16 protein-coding genes and 1 pseudogene are annotated in these 17,939 nt (G+C 69.5%); 7 read left to right on the top strand and 10 right to left on the bottom strand.

Translation table 11 applies throughout. From position 1 onward, the window contains the following. The first annotated feature begins 174 nt into the window (after nt 1-174). Nucleotides 175-876: a GntR family transcriptional regulator gene (locus AC2SGK_RS15360; RefSeq protein ID WP_488324377.1), complete on the top strand. Its 702-nt coding sequence runs from the start codon at nt 175-177 to the stop codon at nt 874-876. Between the two features lie 12 nt (nt 877-888). Here the strand turns inward: AC2SGK_RS15360 and madM are convergent, their stop codons facing one another. From madM to AC2SGK_RS15340, 4 genes are all read right to left on the bottom strand, one after another. After that, nucleotides 889-1,653 (bottom strand): malonate transporter subunit MadM, encoded by a 765-nt coding sequence (gene madM, locus AC2SGK_RS15355; protein WP_488324376.1) that lies wholly within the window; start codon nt 1,651-1,653, stop codon nt 889-891. 4 nt (nt 1,654-1,657) lie between these two features. Further along, the gene (madL, locus tag AC2SGK_RS15350; RefSeq protein WP_488324375.1) at nt 1,658-2,050 is read right to left on the bottom strand and encodes a malonate transporter subunit MadL; all 393 of its coding nucleotides are present in this window, start codon (nt 2,048-2,050) and stop codon (nt 1,658-1,660) included. 67 nt (nt 2,051-2,117) lie between these two features. Continuing rightward, the gene (locus AC2SGK_RS15345; RefSeq protein WP_488324374.1) at nt 2,118-3,632 is read right to left on the bottom strand and encodes a malonate--CoA ligase; all 1,515 of its coding nucleotides are present in this window, start codon (nt 3,630-3,632) and stop codon (nt 2,118-2,120) included. A gap of 23 nt (nt 3,633-3,655) precedes the next feature. After that, nucleotides 3,656-4,954 carry a malonyl-CoA decarboxylase domain-containing protein gene (locus tag AC2SGK_RS15340; protein WP_488324373.1) on the bottom strand — a complete coding sequence of 433 codons (1,299 nt, stop codon included), beginning with the start codon at nt 4,952-4,954 and terminating at the stop codon, nt 3,656-3,658. A 114-nt stretch (nt 4,955-5,068) separates the two neighbouring features. On the opposite strand from AC2SGK_RS15340, the gene AC2SGK_RS15335 reads away from it, so the two are divergent. Further along, entirely contained in the window at nt 5,069-5,746 is a 678-nt protein-coding gene (locus AC2SGK_RS15335) for a GntR family transcriptional regulator (protein ID WP_488324372.1), read from the top strand. Here AC2SGK_RS15335 and AC2SGK_RS15330 read toward each other — a convergent pair. From AC2SGK_RS15330 to AC2SGK_RS15320, 3 genes are all read right to left on the bottom strand, one after another. Continuing rightward, a complete protein-coding gene (locus AC2SGK_RS15330) occupies nt 5,719-6,651 on the bottom strand; it encodes a DMT family transporter (protein WP_488324371.1) in 933 nt (310 codons plus the stop codon). The two genes, AC2SGK_RS15335 and AC2SGK_RS15330, sit on opposite strands and share 28 nt — an antisense overlap. A gap of 166 nt (nt 6,652-6,817) precedes the next feature. Continuing rightward, nucleotides 6,818-7,912, bottom strand: coding sequence for a ParB/RepB/Spo0J family partition protein (locus tag AC2SGK_RS15325; protein WP_488324370.1), 1,095 nt, complete (start codon nt 7,910-7,912; stop codon nt 6,818-6,820). Then, the gene (locus tag AC2SGK_RS15320; RefSeq protein WP_488324369.1) at nt 7,909-9,213 is read right to left on the bottom strand and encodes an AAA family ATPase; all 1,305 of its coding nucleotides are present in this window, start codon (nt 9,211-9,213) and stop codon (nt 7,909-7,911) included. The genes AC2SGK_RS15325 and AC2SGK_RS15320 overlap by 4 nt, the downstream gene beginning before the upstream one ends. Nucleotides 9,214-9,657: 444 nt before the next feature. Here AC2SGK_RS15320 and AC2SGK_RS15315 point away from each other — a divergent pair, with 444 nt between their 5' ends. Then, nucleotides 9,658-10,329 (top strand): DnaA N-terminal domain-containing protein, encoded by a 672-nt coding sequence (locus tag AC2SGK_RS15315; protein ID WP_488324368.1) that lies wholly within the window; start codon nt 9,658-9,660, stop codon nt 10,327-10,329. On the opposite strand, the gene AC2SGK_RS15310 is transcribed toward AC2SGK_RS15315, so the two are convergent. After that, nucleotides 10,322-11,581, bottom strand: coding sequence for an Hsp70 family protein (locus AC2SGK_RS15310; protein WP_488324367.1), 1,260 nt, complete (start codon nt 11,579-11,581; stop codon nt 10,322-10,324). The two genes, AC2SGK_RS15315 and AC2SGK_RS15310, sit on opposite strands and share 8 nt — an antisense overlap. A 144-nt stretch (nt 11,582-11,725) precedes the next feature. Between AC2SGK_RS15310 and AC2SGK_RS15305 the strand changes: the two genes are divergently transcribed. After that, nucleotides 11,726-13,627 (top strand): methyl-accepting chemotaxis protein, encoded by a 1,902-nt coding sequence (locus tag AC2SGK_RS15305; protein ID WP_488324366.1) that lies wholly within the window; start codon nt 11,726-11,728, stop codon nt 13,625-13,627. Nucleotides 13,628-13,726: 99 nt separating this feature from the next. Next, nucleotides 13,727-14,023 (top strand): hypothetical protein, encoded by a 297-nt coding sequence (locus tag AC2SGK_RS15300; RefSeq protein ID WP_488324365.1) that lies wholly within the window; start codon nt 13,727-13,729, stop codon nt 14,021-14,023. A 68-nt stretch (nt 14,024-14,091) separates the two neighbouring features. Here the strand turns inward: AC2SGK_RS15300 and tnpC are convergent. Then, nucleotides 14,092-15,276: pseudogene (gene tnpC / locus AC2SGK_RS15295) on the bottom strand (IS66 family transposase); the annotation flags it as partial. Between the two features lie 48 nt (nt 15,277-15,324). Then, entirely contained in the window at nt 15,325-15,762 is a 438-nt protein-coding gene (locus AC2SGK_RS15290; protein ID WP_488324364.1) for an Lrp/AsnC family transcriptional regulator, read from the bottom strand. A 151-nt stretch (nt 15,763-15,913) separates the two neighbouring features. Here AC2SGK_RS15290 and ocd point away from each other — a divergent pair, with 151 nt between their 5' ends. Together ocd and AC2SGK_RS15280 are read left to right on the top strand one after the other, a co-directional pair. Next, nucleotides 15,914-16,972 (top strand): ornithine cyclodeaminase, encoded by a 1,059-nt coding sequence (ocd, locus tag AC2SGK_RS15285; RefSeq protein WP_488324363.1) that lies wholly within the window; start codon nt 15,914-15,916, stop codon nt 16,970-16,972. A 75-nt stretch (nt 16,973-17,047) separates the two neighbouring features. Then, the gene (locus AC2SGK_RS15280) at nt 17,048-17,911 is read left to right on the top strand and encodes a cache domain-containing protein (RefSeq protein WP_488324362.1); all 864 of its coding nucleotides are present in this window, start codon (nt 17,048-17,050) and stop codon (nt 17,909-17,911) included. Nucleotides 17,912-17,939 lie beyond the last annotated feature (28 nt).

The raw sequence follows: 17,939 nt of genomic DNA, 5'->3' as shown, positions 1-17,939 counted from the left end.
TGCAGCCAGCCTGCCACGTTTTCGTGATCCGTCAACGATTATATGACAGTTCGGTGTGTTTTGTTCAACAATCTGCCGCATCATGCCGGGCAATCTGCCCATAAATGGGGCAGCGGACGGCTTGCCCTGCCCCTGCCCCGCCGCCATGATCGTCCCTGCATCACAGGACGACCCATGACCGACCCGATTCCCTCCGAGACCGATCCCGCCGCCGCCCCCGGCCCGTCCGGCCTGGCCGAGGACACGGCCGCCCGGCTGCGCGCGCGCGTCGTCGCGGGGCATCTGCGCCCCGGCCAGCGCCTGTCCGAGGCGCGGCTGGCCGCCGATCTGTCGGTGTCGCGCAACACGCTGCGCGAGGTGTTCCGCCTGCTGACGCGCGAGGGGCTGCTGACCCATGCGCCCAATCGCGGCGTCTCGGTCGCGGTGCCGACGATGGCGGGGGTGCTGGACATCTATCGCGTCCGCCGCCTGATCGAGGTGCCGGCCCTGGCCCAGGCCTGGCCCCGCCACGCGGCGGCGCTGCGCATGGCCGAATGCGTGGCCCAGGCCCGCATCGCGCGCGAGGCCGGCGACTGGCGCGGGGTGGGCAGCGCGAACATGGCGTTTCACGCGGCCATCGTGGCGCTGACCGATAGCCCGCGTCTGACGGCCTTCTTCGCGCAGGCGATGGCGGAGCTGCGGCTGGCCTTCGGGCTGCTGGACAGTCCCGAACAGCTGCACGCGCCGTTCCTGCAAGAGAACGGCGCGATCCTGGAGCTGGTCCAGCAGGGCGACATGGAGGCCGCCGCCGCCCGGCTGGCCGATTATCTGGACCGGTCGGAACGCGTCGTGATGACGGCCTTTGCCCGGTTGGAGAACGGCGTCACCGGCGGGTGACGCCGCGACGCCTCAGCCGCCGGTCACGGCCAGCAGCATCAGGTAGATGACCGACGGCCCCATCAGGCAGCCCAGCCCCGTATAGAAGGTGGCCGTCATCGCGCCGTAGGGCACCAGGCGCTTGTCTGTGGCGGCCAGACCGCCCGCGACGCCGCTGGTCGTACCCATCAGCCCGCCATAGGCCATCGCCGATTTCGGGTTGTTCAGTCCGATCAGCGGTGCGACGAAGGGCGTGCCGATCATCACCAGCACCGCCTTGAGCAGGCCTGCGGCGACGGACAGCGCGATGACCTCGGAACTGGCGCCCAGGGCGGTGCCGGTCACCGGACCCACGATATAGGTCGCGGCCCCGCCGCCGATCGTGGCCATGCTGACCGCATCGGTATAGCCGAAGGCCGCCGCCACCAGCGCCCCCACCGCAAAGGACACGAAGATCCCCAGGGCCAGCGACACGACGCCCGCGGCCCCGGCCTTGCGGATCTCGCGGATGTCGACGCCATAGGCGGTCGACACGATGGCCAGGTCGCGCAGCATGGCGCCGCCCATCAGGCCGATCCCCGCGAACATCGGCACATCGGCCAGACCCTTGTCGCCACCGGTGGTGACACCGCCGATCCAGGCCAGCACCAGCCCGATGATAATGGCCACGGCCGAGCCGTGCAGCCGCCCCGCCGACAGCCGGTCCGACAGCTGGTAGGACAGCCACATCACGACGCCCACCACGACGAAGGCGAAGACCAGCCCGTTCTTGGCCAGGATCGTTGCGATCATCTCCATGACGTCACGCCTCCTGCGCCATGAGGGGCGGCAGGGGGCGGTCCTGCCCGCCGATCCGCGCCACGACCGGGACCAGCGCCACGCAGGCCACCGTCGCGCCGACGCCCGCGATGATCGCGATGGGACCGCCCGCCAGCGCCGCCACGACATTCTGCTGGGCGGCCATCGCCACCACGATGGGAATGTACATAGCCGACCAGAACAGCACCCCCTGTTCGGTCAGGACCGGCAGGCGCCCCGTGCGGCGCATCCAGTCCGTGGCCAGGATCAGCAGCAGCATGGCAAAGCCCACGCCGCCCACGTTGGACCGGACGCCCAGGATGACGCCCAGCAGGTCGCCCAGGATGACGCCCGCCAGATGGCAGGCGGCCAGGGCCGCGACTCCGTAGATGATCATGATTTCCTCCCGTTGATGGGCCGATGATCCGCGCGCGCCCTCCTCGACGCGCGCGGTCGGCCGGATGTCAGGCCATGGCCTGCGAATAGAGCCCCGCATGCGCCTTGCGCAGTTCGGCCTTCTGCACCTTGCCCATGACGTTGCGCGGCAGGGCGTCGACGACGATCACCTGCCGGGGTTGCTTGAACCGCGCCAGACCGGTCAGCGCGGCGCGGATCGCGTCCGCGTCCAACCTGCCCGATTTCGGCACGACGATGGCGGTCACCGCCTCGCCCAGGTCGGGATGGGGCAGGCCGATCACGGCGCTTTCCAGGACGCCGGGCAGCGCGTCGATGGCCTCCTCGACCTCCTTGGGATAGACGTTGTAGCCGCCCGAGATCACCAGGTCCTTGTCGCGGCCGACGATGCGCAGGTAGCCGTCCTCCTGGATCGTGCCCAGATCGCCGGTGATGAAGAACCCGTCGGGGCGGAACTCGGCCGCGGTCTTCTCGGGCATGTTCCAGTAGCCCTCGAAGACGTTCGGCCCCTTGACCTCGATCAGGCCGATCTCTCCGGGCGCGACCGGCGCGCCGGTCTCTCGGTCGGTGATGCGCACGGCGATGCCGGGCAGCGCCATGCCCACCGCCCCCGCGATGCGATCGCCGTCATAGGGGTTCGAGGTGATCATGCAGGTCTCGGTCATGCCGTAGCGTTCCAGGATGCGATGCCCGGTCCGTTCGGTGAAGGCGCGGTGATCCTCCGCCAGAAGCGGGGCCGACCCGGACACGAACAGCCGCATGTTCGCGGTCGTCTCGCGGTCCAGGCGCGGCGATTTCAGCAGGCGGGTGTAGAAGGTCGGCACCCCCATCAGCACGGTGGCGCGGTCCATCAGGTCGATCGCCTGTTCGGCGTCGAACCTGGTCAGGAAGATCATCGTGGCGCCCGCGACCAGCGCCATGTTGGCGGCCACGAACAGGCCGTGCGTGTGAAAGATCGGCAGCGCGTGGATCAGCCGGTCGTTCGCATCGAACCGCCAATGCTCCAGCAGCGCCTCGGTGTTGGAGGCCATGTTCCCATGCGTCAGCACCGCCCCCTTGGACCGCCCCGTGGTGCCCGAGGTGTAGAGGATCGCGGCCCGGTCGTCCGGCCCGCAGGGATGCGCGTCCTCGCGCGGGGTGGCCGCGGCGGCTCGCTCGGCCAGCGTCCCCTGCCCGTCCGCGCCAAGCGTCAGCACCGCCAGCGCGTCCCCGGCCCGGTGCGCGTGCGACGCCTGCTGCGCGGGGTCGCAGACGAACAGCCGCGGTGCCGCGTCGCCGATGAAATAGTCGATCTCGGCCCCGGTATAGGCGGTGTTCAGCGGCAGGAAGATCCCGCCCACCTGCAGCGTCGCCAGATACAGCGCGATGGCCTCGGGCGATTTCTCGACCTGGACGGCCACGCGGTCGCCGGGCGCCACGCCCGCCGCGGTCAGCGCGCCCGCCAGCGCCTCGACCATGCCGCGCATCTGCGCAAAGCTGATGTCGGGCTGGCCGGGGCGTTCGAACAGGGTCTTGCCCTGCATCACCTCGGCGGTCTGGATGAAATGGTCGTGGATGGTCTGCATGTCCGTCTCCTCCGTCAATGTCGTCACGCCTGCAGCGCCTCGGCGATCTGGGCGCCAAGCGCCACCTCGCCGTCGCGCACGAAGGCCTCGTGCCGGTCCTCGATCCGGTCCAGTTCATAGAGATAGTTGATCATCAGCCCATGCGCCGATTTCAGCGCCGATGGCGCAAGGTCGGCGGGCCAGTTCAGGCGATGCGCGCAGGCCCCGTTGCCCAGGTGGAACCGCGCCACCGGATCGGCGGGCAGCCCGCCCCGCGCCTTGGCCTGGGCGATGTAGCGCGCCCCCCAGGCCAGGACCTGCGGGCGCAGCGTCGCCACCGCGTCATCGTCCCAGCCCGCGGCCAGGGCGTCGCGCAGTTCCGCCGCATCGTCCTGCGTGGCCAGCCAGGCGGCAAAGCCCGGCACCGGCGACAGCGTCACATAGCAGCGCAGTTCGGGCAGGTCCGCAGACAGCTGCGCCACCACCTGCTTGATCAGGAAGTTGCCGAAGCTGACGCCCTTCAGCCCGGGCAGGCTGTTGTTGATCGAATAGAAGACCGCCGTGTCCGCCGCCGCCGGTTCGCGCGCATCCGGCGCGGTCAGGATCGGGCCGATCGCGTCGGGCATGCCCTGGGTCAGCGCGACCTCGACGAAGATCAGCGGCTCGTCCCCGGTGGCGGCGTGGAAGAACGCATAGAGACGCCGGTCAGTGTCGGCCAGCCGCCGCTTCAGGTCCGGCCAGCCCTGCATCTGGTGGACGCTTTCGTATTCCATCAGCTTTTCCAGGATCGCGGCGGGCGCGTTCCAGTCGATCCGGCGCATGGTCAGGAAACCGCGGTTGAACCAGCTGGCGAACAGATGCGCGAAATCCTGGTCGATCGGTGCCAGATCGGGCTCCACGCGCATCGCGGCCAGCAGGTCCTGACGCATCCGCACCAGCCGCAGCGTCGCGCCGGGCGCCATGTTCAACCGGCGCAGCAGGGTCTGGCGGGCAGGCTCGACCACCTCGAACAGATGCGCCACGCCCGCGGCATCGGGCCGGGCGTCCCACGCGGCATAGGCCGCCCGGATCGCGTCGGCATCCACGCCATGATCGTCGCGCAGGCTGCGAAAGAACGCCAGCCGCTCCTGGGCGTCCAGCTCGGCATAGGCCGACAGCGCCTGTTCGGCCACCGCGACCCGCGCCGCATCCCCGATCCGCCCCATCAGCACTGCCGAGGCCACCCTCGCGCGTTCGGATGCGGGGCGCGCCAGCGCCTTCAGCGTCTCGGCCTCGCCGCCGCGCTTGCGCCGCGTGATCGCCTCGACGAAGTCCGACAGGAATCCCAGTCTCTGCTTGCCCATGATGATCCTCCCCGCCGTTGATATACACTAATTCATCTCTGATGTATACAACAACGGCGATGATGGACTTTTTGCAAGTGCTGCGGTGAAATGCAGGACAGAACAGGTGCCGACATGACCCTTCCCACCGCGCAGCGCATCCGCCTTGCCCTGGAAAACGCCATCGTGGACGGGCGCCTGACCCCCGGCCAGCAGATCGACCCCGATCAGGTCGCGCGCGACTACGGTTGTTCGCGCACCCCCGTGCGCGAGGCGCTGCAGGCGCTGGAGGCCTCGGGCCTGCTGATCGTGCAGCCCAAACGCGGGACCTTCGTGGCCAAGCTGGGCGTGCCCGAGCTGATGGACCGGTTCGAGCTGATGGCCGAGCTGGAATCCTTCTGCGCGCGGCTGGCCTGCAGGCGGGCCGATGCGCAGGACCTGGCCCGCATCGACACCGCCCTGACCGCCTGCGAGGGCGCGCGCCACGACCCCGACCGCTACTATGCCGAGAACACCGCCTTCCATCAGGCGATCTATCGCGCCGCCCACAACCCCTTCCTGGAGGCCGAGACGCTGCGCCTGCAGGCCGTCCTGCAACCCTATCGGCGGCGGCAGCTGCAATCGCCGGGGCGGGTGGCGAACTCGCTGGCCGAACATCGCCGCATCGCCCAAGCCATCGCGGCGGGGGATGCCTGCGGCGCGGCGCAGGCGATGACCGACCACGTGCTGGTCCAGGGCGAACGCTTCCGCGACCTGGTCGCCGTGGTGGGCAGCCTGTCGGCGCCTCAGGCGGGGGGCGTGGCCTTGCGCTGACGGCGGCGCTCCAGGCCCAGCTGATGCTCGCGCCAGATGATCAGCATGCCCGCCAGGATGACCAGCGCCGCGCCGCCCAGGACCGCCGCCCCCGGCACCTCGCTGAAGACGGCCCAGCCCAGGATCACCGCCCAGAGCATCGCCAGATAGTCGAAGGGCGCCACGACCGAGGCATCGGCATGGCGATAGGCTGAGGTCAGCAGGATCTGCCCCAGCCCGCCCATCAGGCCCGTCAGCACCAGCAGGCCCAGGATGCCCGGCCCCGGCATGACCCAGCCAAAGGGCAGCGTCAGCAGCGACAGCCCCGTCGAGGTGACCGAGAACCAGAAGACGATGGCCGAGGTGCGCTCGACCTGGACCAGCTGGCGCACGAAGATCTGCGCCAGCGCCGCCGCCCCTGCCCCGCCAAGCGCCACGACCGCGCCAAGCATGCGCAGCGGATCGCCCGCCGAGCCGGCCTGGATCTGCGGCGACAGCACGATCAGCACCCCCGCCAGGCCCAGCCCCACCATGCCAAGGCGGAAGGCGCGGACGTTCTCGCCCAGGAACATGCCCGCCAGGATGACCACCAGCAGCGGCGCGGCAAAGCCGATCGCCGTGACCTCGGGGAAGGGCAGCAGCGCCAGCGCCCAGAAGTTCAGCCCCATGGCTGCCGTGCCGACCAGCCCGCGATAGAGATGCCCCATCGGATTGGCGGTGCGCAGCCCGACGCTCAGTTCGCGCCGCAGGACCAGCCAGCCCAGGATCACCGGCAGCGCGAAGAACGACCGGAAGAAGACCTGCTGCCCCGGCGGGATCTGCGCCTCGTCGGCGGTCGCCTTGATCAGCGCCGCCATCAGCGTGAAGACGGTGACACTGGCGCATTTCAGCGCGATGCCGCGCAGGGGGGATTCGTCGGGGGACATGGCGGACCTTGATGACCGGGGGGTGTGTTCCCCGTGCTAGCGCCGATTTGCACGTTGTGCAAGGGCGCTGTGCGCTGGTCCCTTTCGGAATGACGTTACTTATCAAAGACATAATGACCTTCCCCGCGGGGAAGGTCATGGTATCAGGGCTTCCCCACGGGGAAGGTCATTCGATCTGGTCCAGCATCGCGGCCACCGCGGCCTCCAGGCGCCGCCGGTCGATGGCCGAGAAGTCGCGCGGCAGGCGGATCTCCAGCCGACCGTTGGCGGCCGTGCATTTCGCGCTGCCCTGCGGGCGTGCCAGCTGGAACGTCGTGCGGGCGCGGGCCGCGGATTGCGGTCCCGCCGCGCGGGGACGCGGCGCCTCGCCCTCCGGCGCGTCATCACCCCCCTGCCCCGCGAACCGCCGCAAGACCGCCAGCTCGTCGGTGATCGAGCGCGTGTCCCAGTCCTTCAACTCCGTCCGGATCGCCGGAACCAGGCCCGGCACCTCCTCCAGCCGCTGCGACAGGGCCAGGCCCAGGGCGCGCGGGATCTCCTGCGGATACATCAGAACCTCACCCAACCGCTCGACCACCGGGATGAAGTTCCGGATATAGCTGCGCTTCTGATAGCCCGCCGACTTGAACAGGATCGCCACGGCTTTCTCCGGGTCGGTCTCGCGGGTCAGCGGGTCCATCGCGTAATGCACCGCCAACTGCGCCATCTCGGCAAAGGAGATGTCCTTTCGGACCAGGTTCTCATCGACCATCCGACGATACAGCGCCTCCAGTTGGTCGCCGCGCGCGGCGATGCCTGCGGGGATGCGCCCCCAGGCCTCGGCATCGCCCGTTTCTTCCAGCAGCTGCCGATAGGCCGAGAGCCGGCGCAAGCCCTGGATCAGCTCATAGCGCCCGCCCTCGCCCGGCTCGACCCGGATCGGGTTCGACAGGCCGATCTCGCGGATCGAGGCGACCAGCTCGGCCAGGTCGAAATCCGCGACCGGACGGCGGTCGCGGATCAGCTTGGTCGTGTCGATCATCTCCAGCGGGATCAGGTCGGTGATCAACCCGGCCCGCTTCAGCCGGACGTGCTCCTGCGCCAGCGCGTCATTCTCGGCGCGGATCCGGGCCTCGATCGCGGCGCGGTCGCGCGCGGATTCGGCGGTCTCGGTGATGGCCGCGGCCATCGGCCCGCGGCGCGCGTCCTTCCCCGCGGGGAAGGTCTCGGCCGCGTCGTCCTGGGGCAGGTCGATGTCGAACATCCGGCGCTTGCGGCTCATTGCTTGTCCTCCAGCGTGGTCCAGGCGGCCAGGACATGGCCGCGGAATTCCTCATAGGCCTGATCGAAGGTGGCCCGCGCACGGCGCCACGTCCCCCGCGTCATCTCGCGATAGTCGATCTCATAGATCGAGGACAGGAACCGTCCCGACTGTTCCACCGCGCGGGTCAGCTCGATCGGGTTGGCCGCCAGACGCTCGCCGAAGACCTGGCGGAAGGCGCCGAACATCGCCTGGTGCAGCTCGTTCGACGGCTCGTAGCGGGTCATCAGGAAGCGGATGTCGGCAAAGGCCTTGGGCAGGGCGATCTTCCCCGTGGGGAAGTTCTCGAACCCGTGCGACAGATCCTCCAGCGCCTCGGCCAGCTGGCCGATGAAGCTCGTGGTGCTGTCATACTCCCAGTAGCCCGGCCCCGAGGGGATATAGAGCATGTCCGCGGCAAAGACCGCGTTCATCGACTGATAGCCGATGGCGGGCGGGCAATCGAACAGGATCAGGTCGTAGGCGTCGTCCGCCAGGCTGTCCAGGAAGCGCGACACGGCCCCGAAGAAGGTCCATTCCGGGTTCAGGTGCCGGTACTGGGCGCTGGCGAACTCCACGAAGGCCGCGTTGGCGCAGCTGGGCACGATGTCGATGGTGGGCCAGGCGGTGGGCTTGATGAAGTCAGCCGGCCGCAGCGTGCCCAGACCCATGTCGCGGATCGAGGCCGGCAGCTTGCGTTGGGGCAGGGCGGTCCCGCTCTCGGCCCCGGCGCTGGCGCTGTTCATGCGGTCCGTCTCGCGCTCCAGGTCGCGGGCCATGATGCCCCAGACCGTGTGGTCCTCGCCCACGTCGTTCAGGCCCATGGAATGGGACAGCGTCGCCTGCGGGTCGAAGTCGACCACCAGCACCCGGTATCCGTCCAGCGCCGCGGCATGGGCGAAATGCAGCGCGACCGTCGACTTGCCCGCGCCGCCCTTGAAGTTCGCGATGGCCGCGCGGAAGGCACGCTTGCCCGCCGGGCGCGGGGGCATCAGGGACTTCTTGCCGACGCGGATCCGTCGGCGCAGCTCGTTGACCTCCTCCAGGCTGAACCAGCGCTGGCGGCCGTCCTCCTCGACTTCCCCGAGGGGAAGGTTCGGGTCGGCCGCCAGCTTGCCCCGGAAGGTCGACTGGTTGATGCGGAAGATCAGCTCCGCCACCTCCCAGGAGGAGAAGCGGCGCAGCGTCTTCTCGTTGGCGGGGCTGAAGGTCTGCCGCCGGATCCATCCCTGCATCTTCAGCGATTGGGCCTGCAGCCGGGCCAGGTCGTCATGGGTATACATCGAATGCCTGTTTCTTGCGGACGCTGTTTCCTGTCTCTTCCGCTTTTACGCCGAAGTTGCGTCTTTGGCAAAAGAGTTGTTCACTGAATCCGCATAAGGCCGCGCCCCAGCCTCCGTTGGCCGAATCGGCCTTGGGAGGGGAGGCGGGCCGACCCCGCCGAACGGCACCTTGCGCGCAGCGGATTGGGGGACAGCCTGACCTCGCCCACGACAGATTGCGGGACATTCGAGCCGGAATGCGGGACGTCCTGGATGGCCCCCTATACCAATGATACCCGAATTTCAGACTGTGATCGGGCAGGGCCCGGGCCTGGTGCGCCTATCTGCTTGACAGAATCGCCGATCAGGACGCTAATGCGGACAGATCGGCGAAAGGCGTTGGCGAGCAGGACCTTCCCACCCGATCGGGACAGGACCCGGGACCCCCGGCAGGCAGGAGCGACGATGCAGGTGATGCGACCCGTGGGCCGGGAGGCCGCGGCACGGAAATACGATCTCCTGTCGGCCCTGACCGCCCATGCCTTGGCCTCGGATGGCCATCGGCAGCGGCTGGTTCTGCGGCTGATCGCGCTCATCACCAGCCGCTACAACTGGCAGCGCGACGAACTGTGCGTGGGTCAGCGCGAGATCGCCCGGCTGTGGTGCGTGGACGAACGGACCGTCAAGCGCGACATGGCGCGGCTGCGTGAGCTGGGCTGGGTCACCGTCAAGCGGCAGGGGGCGCGGGGCCGGGTCTCGGTGCTGGGCCTCGACCTGGAGCGGATGCTGCTGGACAGCCGCGCGGCCTGGCCGAACGTCGGCGAGGATTTCGTGGCGCGCATGGCCGGCCAGGAGGCGCCCGCGGCACGCGCGAATGTCGTGCCCTTCCGCCGGCAGGAGGAGGGCGGCCATGTCTGGGCGCGTATCCGCGCCCAGCTGAGCGCCGAGGACCCGGCGCTGTTCGAGGCCTGGATCGCGCCCCTGGAGGCGGTGGCGCCGGACGGGCAGGGGGGGTGCCTGGAGCTTCGGGCGCCCACGCGCTTTCACGCGACCTATGTGCGCACGCATCTGATGGCGCGGCTGCGCGTCGCCATGCGCCGGGCGGAGCCGTCGCTGAGCGTCCTGCGGATCACCTGAAGCCGCGCCCCGAGGCCGCCAGCGCCAGACCGTCCGCCACGGCGGTGAAGACCTCGTGCGTCAGGTGGCGCGCCGCGGGGAACAGGGCGCGCATCGTCTCGGGGACCACCGCCATCAGGCTGGAGCCGCCGACATAGACGACCTCGTCCACGCGCGCGGCATCCAGGTCCGCGCGCGCCAGCGTCGCGAGCGCCGCCTCGCGCAGCGGGTCCGCGTGGCGCGACAGGCTCTCGGCCAGGGCCTGGGGGGGCAGGGGGGCGGCCAGGCCCCGCTCCAGCATCGCCAGCGACACCCGTGCGCCGTCGTCGCGTGCGTTCGCGGCGATCTTGCCGTCCTCGACCGCGAAGGCCACGTCATGGCCCAGCTCCTCCTCCAGCAGCGCGACCAGCCGGGCCATGGGCGCGGGCTGCGTCGCCAGCCGCGCCATCTCGGCGGCCAGCCGCAGGTTCTGGGACGTGTGGACGAAGGGGATGCGCTCCCATGTGGCCAGGTCGGCATAGAGCGCGTTCGGCACCGGATCGAGGCCCGGCCCCATGGCGCGGCGCAGCGTGCCGCCGCGGCCCAGAAGCGGCATCACGTGATCGAGGCTGAGCGTGCGGTCGAAATCCGTCCCGCCGAGGCGCAGCCCGTGGCTGGCCAGGATCGCGGGGCCGGCGTCGCGCGCCTCGATCAGGGCGAAATCCGAGGTGCCCCCGCCGATGTCGACGATCAGGCTGACCATGCCGGGCTGCCGACCCGCCCCGGCGGCCAGGGCCGCGGCCTCGGGTTCGGCCATGAAGGCCACCGAATCGAAGCCCGCCGCCAGATAGCAGGCCCGCAGGTCCTCCAGCGCCTGATCCTCGCGCGGATCGTCGGTGGCGTGAAACACGACCGGCCGCCCCGAAACCGCATGGCGGAAGGTCAGGCCAGTCTGCGCCTCGGCCCGCTCGCGCAGCTCGGCCAGAAAGCGGGTGATTAGCTGGGCCAGCGTCACCCGCTCCCACAGGATGCGGCGCGGCTCGTGCAGGAGCGCCGTGCCGAGGACCCGCTTCAGCGCGCGCATGAAGCGCCCCTCGCGCCCCTCCAGCAGGGCCGCATTGGCCGCGGCCCCGGTCAGCAGGCGCCGCTCGGCCGCGTCGAAGAAGACCGTCGTGGGCATGGTCACCCCGCCCGGCTCCAGCGCGATCAGCACGGGCCGGCCGTCGGGCGCGTGCCCCGCCGCGCTGTTCGAGGTGCCGAAGTCGATGCCCAATGTGGCGTGATGCCCTGCCATGTCCGCGCTCCTGCCTGTCCGGGAAAGGCTGGCTGCCTAAGGGAGGCCGGGGTGGGGCGTCAAGCGCCGACGGTAACCGGGCGTTAGCAACTTGGCGCTAGCCTCGCGCCCTGGACCTTCCATCGGAGCCCTGCCATGACCGCCGTGCCGCGCCTGACCCTCAGGCAGACCCTCACCGCCACCAGCCTGTGCCTGATGACGATCCTGGCCGCCGTGCTGGTCACGACGCTCAGCCTGTCGCAGCGCGAGAGCCTGATCGAGAACGCCCAGAGCGCGCAGCGCGTGACCCTGCGCGTGCTGAGCCACGAGCTGGAGACGGCCATGCCCGGCTTCTCCTCGGAGGTCGATGAGGACCGGATCGTGACCGACGTGGTCTGGGACGCGATCCCCGCCGAGATGGATCACGCCATGGTCGATTCGGTCGGCGCCCAGACCGGCGAGACGGTGACGATCTTCCGGTGGGATGCGGCCAAGGCCGAGTTCGTGCGGGTCACCACCAACGTCAAGCGCCCGGACGGCACGCGGGCGGTGGGCACGTCGCTGGACCCAACGGGCCCCGTCCACGCCGCCATGCTGCGCGGAGAGACCTATCAGGGGGCGGCGACGATTCTGGAACAGCCCTATCTGACGCTCTACGTGCCGGTGCGCGATGGGGCGGGGCAGGTGGCGGGCGTCCTCTATGCCGGGGTCGAGATGACCGCGATCGACGCGCTGCTGCGCCACGAGCTCATGGTCGCGGTGGCGCTGACGGTGCTGGCGCTGCTGGTGGCCTCGGGGCTGATCCTGTGGACCACGCGCCGAGCGCTGCGCCCGCTGCAGGCGGTCGAGGACGCGATGCAGGACATTGCCTGTCAACGCTACGACCGCCCGATTCCGGGGACCGATCTGAAGGACGAGATCGGCTCGATTGCGCGCAACCTGGAACAGTTCCGCGATGGTCTGGCCTCCGCGGCCGAAGCGCGCGCCGCCGCCGCAGCGCTGCGCGAGACCGCCGCCGCCGAGGCCGAGGCTCAGGCCCGGCGTCAGGCCCGCATCGTGACCGACATCTCAACCGGGCTTGAGCGGCTGTCGGCGGGCGATCTGACTGCGAATATCCCCAACCCCGCGCACGACCCCTTCCCACAGGAGTACGAATCGCTGCGCCGGACCTTCAACGGCGTGGTGGCCGATCTGGGTGCCACCATGGCCCGCATCGTCGATGTCGCCCATCAGGTCCGCGGCGGCTCCGAGGAGATCACCTCCGCCGCGCAGGATCTGGCGGCGCGCGCCGAGACGCAGGCCGCGACGCTGGAGCAATCGGCCGCAGCCCTGACCGAGCTGACCGCCAGCGTGCATTCCACCGCCGATCTGGCGCGCACCGCCGAGACCGTGTCGCGCGACAACCGCGCCATCGCCGAGGAGGGGCGCAGCATCGTGGGCGAGGCCATGGCCGCGATGGGCCGCATCGAGGCATCGGCCGAGCAGATCAACCGCATCATCACGGTCATCGACGACATCGCCTTTCAGACGAATCTGCTGGCGCTGAACGCGGGCGTCGAGGCGGCGCGCGCCGGAGAGGCGGGGCGCGGCTTTGCAGTCGTGGCCTCCGAGGTGCGGGGGCTGGCGCAGCGCGCCTCCGAATCGGCGCGCGAGATCAAGGGGCTGATCCAGGAATCCTCGCAGCATGTCCGCAGCGGGTCGGGGCTGGTGACGCGGACCGGAGGCAGTCTGGAACAGATCCTGACCAAGGCGCGCGAGGTCTCCGAGCAGGTCGCGGCCATCGCACTAGCCGTGGGCGACCAGTCGACCGCGCTGTCCGAGATCAATTCGGGGGTGAACCATCTGGACCAGGTGACCCAGCAGAACGCCGCTGTCGCGGAGGAGACGAACGCCGCCGCCGCCTCGCTGCAGAACCAGGCCGGGATCCTGGGCGATGCGCTGACCAGCTTCCGCTTCGAGGCGGCGATCCGTCCCGTCCCGCGCGCCCAGCCCGTCGGACGACCGGACCCGCTGTCGGTCGCGGAGTCCGGGCGCCGCGCGGTGACCCCGCGGATGATGGAGTTCTGAGCGCCGGAACCCGTGCCGCCGATCGGGTGTTGGTGCGCAGGTAGTCAGCCGAGGTGTCAGCCCATGTCCGTTCAGCTTCGAAACCCCATCAGCGCAGCCTTGCTGTCCCTCGCACTGCTGGCCGCCCCGGCGGCTTGGGCACAGACCGCCAGGGTCGCCGAGACGCCGGACTGTCCCGCCCCCGAGTCCTTGGCCGAACCGGCAACGCAGCCTGACGCCACGGACGACGCCACGGCGGCGGAGAACGCGGGAACGACCGGGTGGAGCGGCGGAACGGGCGGATCCCAGTTGGGAACCAGTGCCCAAGGCGCGGTGGACAGCTCGCCCAGCTGGCAGCCGCCCACCGCCCGAGGGCTGGACCTTCAGGGTGACGCGGAGATGGCCGCCGTCTGCTGACACTTGAGCGGGGTGGCACGGAGGTCGGTTATCCGTAAGCGGCGGTGACGCCGCACCTGCTTTCAGCGTTAAGGCTTGAAGTTCCGGGGCAGCAGATCGCCGCGATCGTTGCTTATGGGTGACCGGCGGCCACTGCCTCCGAAATTGCCTTTGGGTAATAAAGGGCTCGGTGCCACTGATCTTTTCAGTGATCAGGGAGTCGATGCGCGCCCAGGATCGACCGCCCTCTTCATGGCCAGCGAAGACTGCATTCTTGCGGGTCAGGGCGATCGGGCGGATCAGGTTCTCGACGCAGTTGGAGTCGATCTCGACGCGACCATCGCGCAGGAAAGTTTGCAGCCCGTCCCAGTGACGGTGGATATAGGCCAGTTTTTCGCCGAGGCGCGACTTCATCGATACGCGCCGGCATTGCGCCTGCAGCCATTCGCCAAAAGCGGCGACCAGCGGCGCAGTGCACGCCTGAAGGGCCAGCAGCCGCTGGCCGGGGCCCATGCCGCGGATCTCGGCTTCGATCCGGTGAAGCTCGGCAAGCCGGCACAGACCTTCGGCTGCGATCTCGGATCCGTCGCGGTCTAAGATATCCTTCAGCTTGCGTCAGGCATGCGCCCAGCAATGGGCAACAGTGATCGGTGCGCAGCCTGTCCGGGACGGACGTGTCAGGCGGTTGTAGCCGGTATAGCCATCCAGCTGCAGAAGGCCGTCGAAGCCCTGCAAGATGCGCTCTGCGTTCTTGCCTGCACGATCGGGCGCATAGGTGAAGACCACGCCGGGGGGATCGCCCCCGCCCCATGAGCGGTCATCGCGCGCCAAAGTCCAGAGGTAGCTGGTCTTCGTCCGGCCTCGGCCAGGATCGAGCACGGGTGCGGTCGTCTCGTCCATGAACAGCTTGCTCGACATCTTCAGGTGTTCGCTCAGCCGATCGACCACCGGGCCGAGGTGGAAGGCGGCGGTGCCAATCCAATCGGCCAGCGTGCTGCGGTGAAGCTCGATGCCTGCGCGCGCAAGGATCTGGCTCTGGCGGCACAAGGGAAGGTGATCGGCACACTTGCTGACCAGCACATGCGCGAGGGCGCCCTCGGTGGGCAGGCCGCCCTCGATCAGGTGCGCGGGTGCCTGGGCCTGGGACACGTCCTCGGCGCGCCGACGGCACGCATATTTGGGGCGCGCGGTCACGATGACCCACAGCTGCGCGGGCCGATATCCAGCCGCTCGGTCCGGTCTTCGCCGATCCGGTGCATCTCGCCACAGCCGCAACGTCGCCCACCCTGCGGCGTTCCATCACCATGACGTGGTCGGGCCGTTCAACTCCACCGTGACGAGGCGCGCCGCGAGGAGAGGAGCAGGTTCGTCTCCGAACTCACCACCCCGTCCAGGTTGCGGATGCGGCGCAGGACTTCGTCCAGCTCCGGCAGGGACTGGGCCGAAATCTCGACCACCAGGTCCCACCGGCCGTTGGTGGAATGCACCGCGGTCACCTGGGCCATGCCCGACAGGCGCGCCATGATCCGCTCGCCGCCGCGGCCCTCGATACCGATCAGCATCAGCCCGCGGACCGGGGCATCCGCCAGATCGCCGCGCGTGACGGCAGTGAAGCCCAGGATCTCGCCATCCTGATGCAGCCGCGCCATGCGCGCGCGAACCGTCGCGCGGCTGACGCCCAGCCTGTCGGCCAGATGCTGCACCGAGGCGCGCCCGTCGCGGCGTAGTTCCGCCATCAGGCGCTGATCCAGATCGTCCATTTCGACACGCCACCCTATTCGATCCGGTCGATAATGCTGCCGGATTGGCGGAACGTCCAGTTGAATCCATCCCGATCCGCGCACCATACTGACGCAGAAGGATGCCGCGCAGCGACTGCCGCGCGGCCCGTGACGTCGAAGGAGCCGAATGATGACCCCGCCCTCCCGCCAGGCACTCGTGCCGTTCGTCAGCGTCGATCACATGATGCGGCTGGTCCACCATGTCGGGATCGAGCGCCTTCTGGTCGAGCTGACCGATGCGATCGAGGCCGATTTCCGCCGCTGGCCCGAATTCGACAAGACGCCCCGCGTGGCCAGTCATTCCGACATCGGCGTGATCGAGCTGATGCCGACCTCCGACGGGCAGCAATACGGGTTCAAGTATGTGAACGGCCATCCCGGCAACATGCGCCGCGGGTTGCAGACCGTCACCGCCTTCGGGGTCCTGGCCGATGTGGCGACGGGCTATCCGGTGCTTCTGTCCGAGATGACGATCCTGACCGCGCTGCGCACCGCCGCGACCAGCGCCATGGCCGCCCGCTGGCTGGCCCCGCGCGACGCGCGGGTGATGGCGATGATCGGCAATGGCGCGCAGGCCGAGTTCCAGGCGCTGGCCATGAAGGCCGTCTGCGGCATCGAGGAGGTCCGCCTCTATGACATCGACCCGGCGGCGACGCGCAAATGCGTGGCGAACCTGGCCGGTCGGGGGCTGCGCGTCGTGCCCTGCGACACCGCCGAGGCCGCGATCCTGGGCGCGCAGATCGTCACCACCTGCACCGCGGACAAGCAGTACGCGACGATCCTGACCGACAACATGGTGGGCGGCGGCGTCCACATCAACGCGGTCGGCGGCGACTGTCCGGGCAAGACCGAACTGGCCCCCGCGATCCTGCACCGGGCCGGGATCTTCGTCGAATATCCGCCCCAGACCCGGATCGAGGGCGAGATCCAGCAGCTGGACCCCGACCACCCCGTGACCGAGCTGTGGCAGGTCATCACCGGCCAGGCCACGGGGCGCCGCGACGCGGGGCAGGTCACGCTGTTCGACAGCGTGGGCTTTGCCATCGAGGATTTCAGCGCCCTGCGCCACATCCACGCCCGCCTGCAGGGGACGGGCCTGTTCCAGCAGCTGGACATGATCGCCGACCCCGACGATCCGCGCGACCTGTTCGGCATGCTGTGCCGCGCCGAGGCCGTCGCCGCCGCCTGAGCCCCCGGCCCGCGTGAACCGAATCTTCACGGTTGCGCGCTACTCCGGCAGGGGAACAGCGCGAAGGACGGCGGGATGAGCTTTGGAATTTCACGGAAACTGACCCTGATGATCGGGGTCGCGGTGCTGCTCAGCGTGCTGGCCATGTCGTTGCAGCTGCAGGGCCTGCACCGCGCGATGTGGAAGGACAGGCAGGCGATGATCGCGGTGCAGGTCGACAGCGCCGCCAGCATCCTGGCGCATTTCGCCCAAGCGGCCGAATCGGGCGCGATGACCGTGACCGAAGCGCAGGATCGCGCCCGCGAGGCCGCGCGTGCGATCCGCTATGGCGACGGCGATTACGTCTTCATCTATGATCCGCGCGGGCTGCGGATCATGCATCCCGACCTGTCGCGCGAAGGCACGATGGCCTGGGACGCGACCGATGCCCACGGCAAGCTGCATATCCGCGCGATGATCCAGACCGCGCAGGCGGGAGGCGGCTTCACCGACTATCACGTCGAGCGCCTGTCAGGCGGAGAGCCGCAGCCCAAGCTGTCCTATACCCGCATGTTCGAGCCTTGGGGCTGGATTGTGGGGGCGGGCCTCTATGTGGACGACCTGAACACCGACTTCATGGCCGAGATGCGCCGCGGGGCGCTGTGGTCGGGGCTGCTAGTGCTGGCGCTGGTCGCCTGCGCGGTGCCGCTGTCGCGCAGCATCGGGCGTCCGATCCGCGCGCTGACCGCGATGATGGATCGGCTGGCCCGCGGCGATACCGCCGCCGAGACGCCGGGCCTGACCCGCCGGGACGAGCTGGGCGCGATGGCGCGCGCCGTCGAGACCTTCCGCGGCGCCACGATCGAGCGCAACCAGCTGGCCGGTGAGGCCGAGGCGGTGAACGCACGGGCGTTGTTGCAGAAAGGCGGCTTGAGGCGTGACTTCCCCTTTCCCCTTTAGGTTCAGGCGACGCGGGCGACCTCGGCTG

This window comes from Paracoccus sp. NIOT.M2S5SZ12 (assembly GCF_057748165.1).
This window is presented reverse-complemented; position numbering and strand designations above follow the sequence as displayed.